This is a genomic window from Pseudoalteromonas sp. Z9A5, from assembly GCF_011378875.1.
GTDB lineage: Bacteria > Pseudomonadota > Gammaproteobacteria > Enterobacterales > Alteromonadaceae > Pseudoalteromonas.
The window spans coordinates 1-5275 of record NZ_WTLC01000080.1; the positions used below are offsets into that span (position 1 = coordinate 1).

The 5275-nt window shown below is 37.5% G+C and carries 5 protein-coding genes; 4 read left to right on the forward strand and 1 reads right to left on the reverse strand.

The annotated features are described in order from the left end of the window. Nucleotides 1-350: 350 nt before the first annotated feature. The 4 genes from GQR56_RS20905 (at nucleotide 351) to GQR56_RS20920 (ending at nucleotide 4394) form a co-directional block, all read left to right on the forward strand. Nucleotides 351-656, forward strand: a complete 306-nt coding sequence (locus GQR56_RS20905) for a hypothetical protein (protein ID WP_166115266.1) — start codon at nucleotides 351-353, stop codon at nucleotides 654-656. 562 nt (nucleotides 657-1218) lie between these two features. Then, nucleotides 1219-1920, forward strand: a complete 702-nt coding sequence (locus GQR56_RS20910) for a DUF3581 domain-containing protein (RefSeq protein ID WP_024610704.1) — start codon at nucleotides 1219-1221, stop codon at nucleotides 1918-1920. Nucleotides 1921-2109: 189 nt separating this feature from the next. Next, nucleotides 2110-3357 (forward strand): DEAD/DEAH box helicase, encoded by a 1248-nt coding sequence (locus GQR56_RS20915; protein ID WP_166115268.1) that lies wholly within the window; start codon nucleotides 2110-2112, stop codon nucleotides 3355-3357. A gap of 59 nt (nucleotides 3358-3416) precedes the next feature. Then, nucleotides 3417-4394, forward strand: coding sequence for a sensor domain-containing diguanylate cyclase (locus GQR56_RS20920; RefSeq protein WP_166115270.1), 978 nt, complete (start codon nucleotides 3417-3419; stop codon nucleotides 4392-4394). Between the two features lie 121 nt (nucleotides 4395-4515). On the opposite strand, the gene GQR56_RS20925 is transcribed toward GQR56_RS20920, so the two are convergent. After that, a complete protein-coding gene (locus tag GQR56_RS20925) occupies nucleotides 4516-5205 on the reverse strand; it encodes a hypothetical protein (RefSeq protein WP_166115272.1) in 690 nt (229 codons plus the stop codon). Nucleotides 5206-5275: the final 70 nt, after the last annotated feature.

The following is a 5275-nucleotide window of genomic DNA, read 5'->3' on the forward strand; positions in this document are numbered from 1 at the left end:
ACAAAAGAGGGCTTTAGTTGCTGCTAAAGCCTGGGTCTCACATTACCCGAACTTGGTTATAAATAATAATTTGATGGGTTTATTATCCATACAAGAACTTCAAACGGAACAAAAACAGTTGGTTAGGTTCCGCTACGCTTCACATTTTAGCCAACAACTTTTGTCCGTTTAAGTGGGCGTTGAGGCTGTAGAATTACTCTTTTTTAAGAAAATAGCCAGTTTTATGGGATCCAAATGCATTACCTAATGCTTTAAAAAACGATTAGGGTTAATTACAGAAACTCGTTTTTTTAATTGAATTTGGCTGTTGGAGTTATTCGACAGCCTCGTTAGATTTCTGGAGTGTCGTCATGTCAAAAGTAACAACTAATGAAAATTATACTGACTTACCTAATGACTACACATCTTGGATTGCTAAAAATTCAACTTGCGAATCTAGCAATGGATATATGGTTTATTCTGGTCCAATACCAATTTCAGAAATAATAGACCCCGAATTAATTAATGAAAATATTATAATTGTTGCAGATGATATGGCTGGCTATATGATTGGTTATCTAAAGAAGAATACTGGTTGGGAATTTGTAGGTATTGATTCTTGTACTTTGGATATTGACCCAATTTCTGAAGGGTTCGTCGAGTACATAGAAATCTAACAAAATTAATTAAAACCGATGTAAATTACTTCGATCACCTAAATACAATTTTTATCCATTTACTTAAGGTGAATGTCTAGCTCAGTTAGTATTTTAGTTTAATTTCACATTTATGGGGCATAACAACACACTATAGGCTCTGCCTTGCCTAAAAGCCAAACATACTACTTTAAATTAAGTCACCAAAGAACAACTCACTCTAGGGCGTGTTGAACTTTGTGGATTGAAATTTGTTCAATCTAGGGGCGATTAAATCGCGGCGCGAGGTTTGTAACCTAGTGGGCTAAGTAAAAACCGAGCAACAAAGAGTTAATCGTCCCTAGAAAGAACCCAAAGGGCAGCGCACGTTTGGTATTTATGCTGCGTTATCGCCTATTCATGGGGAATAACCACACTACATAGGCTCCGCCTTGCCTAAAAACCAAACATACTGCTGCAAATTCACCCACCAAAGATCAACACGCCCTAGCTATATTTTAACTAATCTAACAGATTCGACCTCTCTCTATTTTTTTTCTGGTAGTATAGCTAGGTTATAAGCAGTTTAAGCAGTGAACACACTATGTTAAGTCCTTTTTTTCAGCAGCATGCTGATTATGTTTCTATCTCTCGTGAGCAAGGTTGTCGTTTTGCCAAGTTTGTTGCTGACGATTACAATCCACTCCATGACAAAGATGCTAAAAAGTTTTGCGCGCCAGGAGACTTACTTTTTTCATTAGTGCTAGACCGATACGGTATTAGCGAGCGAATGGAATTTACCTTTGCCGGTATGGTTGACGAAAACACCAAACTTAACTTCCCTGAGGAAGCTGATGAGTTTGATGTAACCAATGGCGAAAAAGTTATTTTAAAGGTAAAGCGTGAAGGTAAAACCAGTAAATGCCCAGCACTAACTAATAGCCTAATAAAGAATTATGTTGAGTTTTCTGGTACTACTTTTCCGCATGTAATTATTCCATTAATGGGCAAGCAGGAGGTAATGATAAACCCCACGCGTCCGATGGTAATTTACGAATCAATGCTTATCAATCTTGATAACCTTGATATTACAGCGCCGACACTTGAATTTGCAGAGCCTAGTTTTGAGTACGCCGGTAAGCGCGGAAAAATTACACTACGTTTTAACCTGTTAGAAAACGGCGTTAAAGTGGGTAGTGGTGAAAAGCACATGGTGGTTTCGGGTATTCGCGAATACTGCCAAGCTACAGTTGACGATTTAATCGCGTTTTACAACGAACGTAAAGCGACGTTAAAACCCGCTTAAAATTGTATTAAATTAAAAAAAGGCGCTAAATACATTTGTTATTTAGCGCCTTTTTTATTGGGTTTTTATTGTTTTTAGCGCTAAAGCGAAAATGAGCAACCACGATAAAACACTTTTCTGGGCTGGTTAATTTACGCAGTACAGTAATGTGCGTACAATAGCGCTCTTTGTTATTTTAAAGCTAAGCCTATGTCTGCCACTACGTTCTCATCACTTAATCTCGACCCGTTATTATTAACTGCGATTGAGCAAAATAATTACACTCAACCTACCGCAATTCAGATTAAAACCATTCCGCCTATTTTAGCCGGAAGTGATGTAATGGGCAGTGCACAAACAGGCACAGGTAAAACAGCTGCTTTTGTTCTACCGCTGTTACATAAGCTTTTAAATACACCTAAAAAAGATGAACCAGGCATTGCTCGTGTTGTAATTTTAACGCCAACACGAGAACTGGCTCAGCAAGTATTTGCAAGCTTTGAAAAGTACGCACAAGGCACCAATATAAATGGTGCTTTAGCTTATGGGGGCGCAAGTATTGGCCCACAAATAAAAGCCCTTAGAACGGCTCAAGTTATTGTGGCAACGCCTGGGCGTTTACTCGATCATATAGTTAAAGGCAGTGTGGTACTTTCAAGCGTAGATTCGTTAGTGTTTGATGAAGCCGACCGCATGCTTGATATGGGCTTTATTGACGAAATAAGACGCATATTGCGCCATATTCCTGGCGATCGCCAAACCTTACTATTTTCAGCTACGTTTGATGACAGTGTGTTTGAGCTCAGTAAAAAACTACTTAAAAACCCAGAACTCATTGAAGTTGATAAACGTAACTCAGCAGCCGTGGAAGTAGAACAAGTAATTTACTCGGTTGATGAGGATCGTAAGCGCGAGCTTGTGTCGCACATGATTGGCATGAAAAACTGGCGCCAAGTGCTTATTTTTACTCGTACAAAACAAATGGCCGACCAACTCGCTAAAGAAATGTGTAAAGACGGTTTAAAAACCGAATCAATCCATGGCGATAAATCACAAGGTGCACGCGACCGCGCACTGCAAAACTTTAAAGAAGGTATTACACGTGTACTTGTTGCAACTGATGTAGCCGCACGTGGTTTAGATATTTCTACACTTAGATATGTAATTAACTTTGAACTGCCATACATAGCAGAAGATTACGTACACCGTATTGGGCGTACAGGGCGTGCAGGCGAGCAAGGGCTTGCTATGTCGCTGGTTAGTATTGATGAGCAATGGTTGCTTGAAGAAATAGAAGTACTACTCGATACGCGCTTAACACCGCAATGGTTAGAAGGCTACGAGCCCGATCCTAATAAAAAGCCAAAAGATAACCGTAAAAACACGAATAAGTCGCGAAAAGATCGCGATAAAAAGCGTATTACCGGAAAAAGAGAACCAAGTAGACGCCGTAAGTAATAGCTTTTGATATGTTTTCTTGCCTATACTGAAGCTAATATATAGCCGAGGTAAAGTTAATGTTTGAAATTGATCAATGGGCATTCTCTGGTGTAGATGGTCAAATATCACTGCATAAATGGCAAAAAACCATAGACCTTATTACGGGGCTTTTTTCAGCCCCGTCGGGTTATATAGTTCAGGCAACAAGTAAGGGCTATCGTGTCGTTATCAGAAGTAACGAAGGTGGCTCTAACTTTGAAACAAATCCTATACTCCCTCCTCAAACACCTCTTTTTTGTCGGCATGTAGCCGAAACTAACAATACTTTATACGTTAATGACACAAGCAATAGTGATGTATGGAACACCCTGCCAGAAGTTATTGAAGATGGTGTTGAATCGTACTTAGGTTTACCCATTCATTGGCCTGAAGGCGAAGTATTTGGCACGTTATGTTTAAAAGATACTAAAAAAACAAGCTATACCGATGAATACTTTGAACTCATAGAGCAACTACGCGATTTAATTGAAGACGATCTAGCGCTTGTTTATAGTTATGAACAAATGCGCGAAATAGCCATGTTAGACTCATTAACGAATATTTATAATCGTCGAGCACTGAGTTTACTTGCTCAGCAAAAGCTTAACTTAGCGCAGCGTTTAGGGTTTGATGTGTGTTGTATGTTTATTGATATAAACGACTTTAAAAAATTAAACGATACCTGTGGGCATGAAGTTGGCGACAAAGCCTTAATTATATTGGCAGATACCCTAAAAACTCACTTAAGAAATGCCGATATAGTAGGGCGCTTAGGGGGCGATGAGTTTGTTACGGTGATGCAAGTAAGCGATAAGAGTAAAATTAACTATATCATGGATAAAATATCCTCTGAGTACTCAAAAGCCTTACTTAAACAGAGCGTGTGCGATTTATCACTCAGTATTGGTTACAGTTTTACTGATAAACAAAAGCAGCCCTTTGAAGCGCTATTAAATGATGCAGACCACGCAATGTATAAAAATAAACAAGCGTATAAGCTTGCTAAAAAAGTTTAACAATAAGTAGGGACAAATAGACGCTATTTATTTTCAAAAAAACATCAGCGTTAAAATTAACACTAATGTTTTAATTAGCCTCAATAAAGGTTTATCTATTGAAATTGAAAGGGTAAATATTTCATAAATTGGCTTTAAAGAAAAAATGAATATTGACTTCAATATCCTTCCCCATATCAACTATGTCTAATTTAAATGGATTAGATTCGCCTATTTGGCACTTAAATAAAGTATCTTTATCGGATATACAATAAAAACTATCAATAGCTCTGTTGTTTAAGCTTAAACAGTAAGTTGTACTATTATCGGGCCAAATTATTTCTCTATCTGTGAAACTGAAGCCATTATCAACTAGGTATTGCTGCATTCCCCTTGTAATAACTACAGCTTTAATACCAGAGCTTACGCTAGGAAAGTTCTTAGCCTGCGAGCATCCACGTTTTCGTAGTATTAAATTAAGCTCGTCCATTATATATTTTGTTAAAATAGAGCCTATATTCCAAAAATCTGTATATTTATTATTGTTTCTTAAAAATGTCGTTCTAGGTAGCTTTACACTAGATGAAGATATGCTTTTATTCACTAATTTTATCTTCTCTAAACCTAATGAGATTATAGGATTATTTTCTATTTCATCTTTAAATACTTTATTGATTTCATTTAAAATATTTGGGTCTAAATCTCCACTTGTTTCTAGTCCTGATTTATATTCGATCAACTCTTTTATCATCGTTGTTAGAAGGCTGTTTGCTGCACTTAAAACTTCATCAACAGTTAGGTAATGACTCAGGGCAAGAGCATGAAAAAACACTATAAATTCAATACCTTTTCAAGATAAGCTGTACTGCGCATCGCTTTCTTCTGCTTTGCTGGCATACCTT

Bases quoted from the DNA above. Each gene is read 5' to 3' on its own strand.
- GQR56_RS20915 (WP_166115268.1), top strand. From the start codon at position 2,110: ATGTCTGCCACTACGTTCTCATCACTTAATCTCGACCCGTTATTATTA.
- GQR56_RS20920 (WP_166115270.1), top strand. From the start codon at position 3,417: ATGTTTGAAATTGATCAATGGGCATTCTCTGGTGTAGATGGTCAAATA.
- GQR56_RS20905 (WP_166115266.1), top strand. From the start codon at position 351: ATGTCAAAAGTAACAACTAATGAAAATTATACTGACTTACCTAATGAC.
- GQR56_RS20910 (WP_024610704.1), top strand. From the start codon at position 1,219: ATGTTAAGTCCTTTTTTTCAGCAGCATGCTGATTATGTTTCTATCTCT.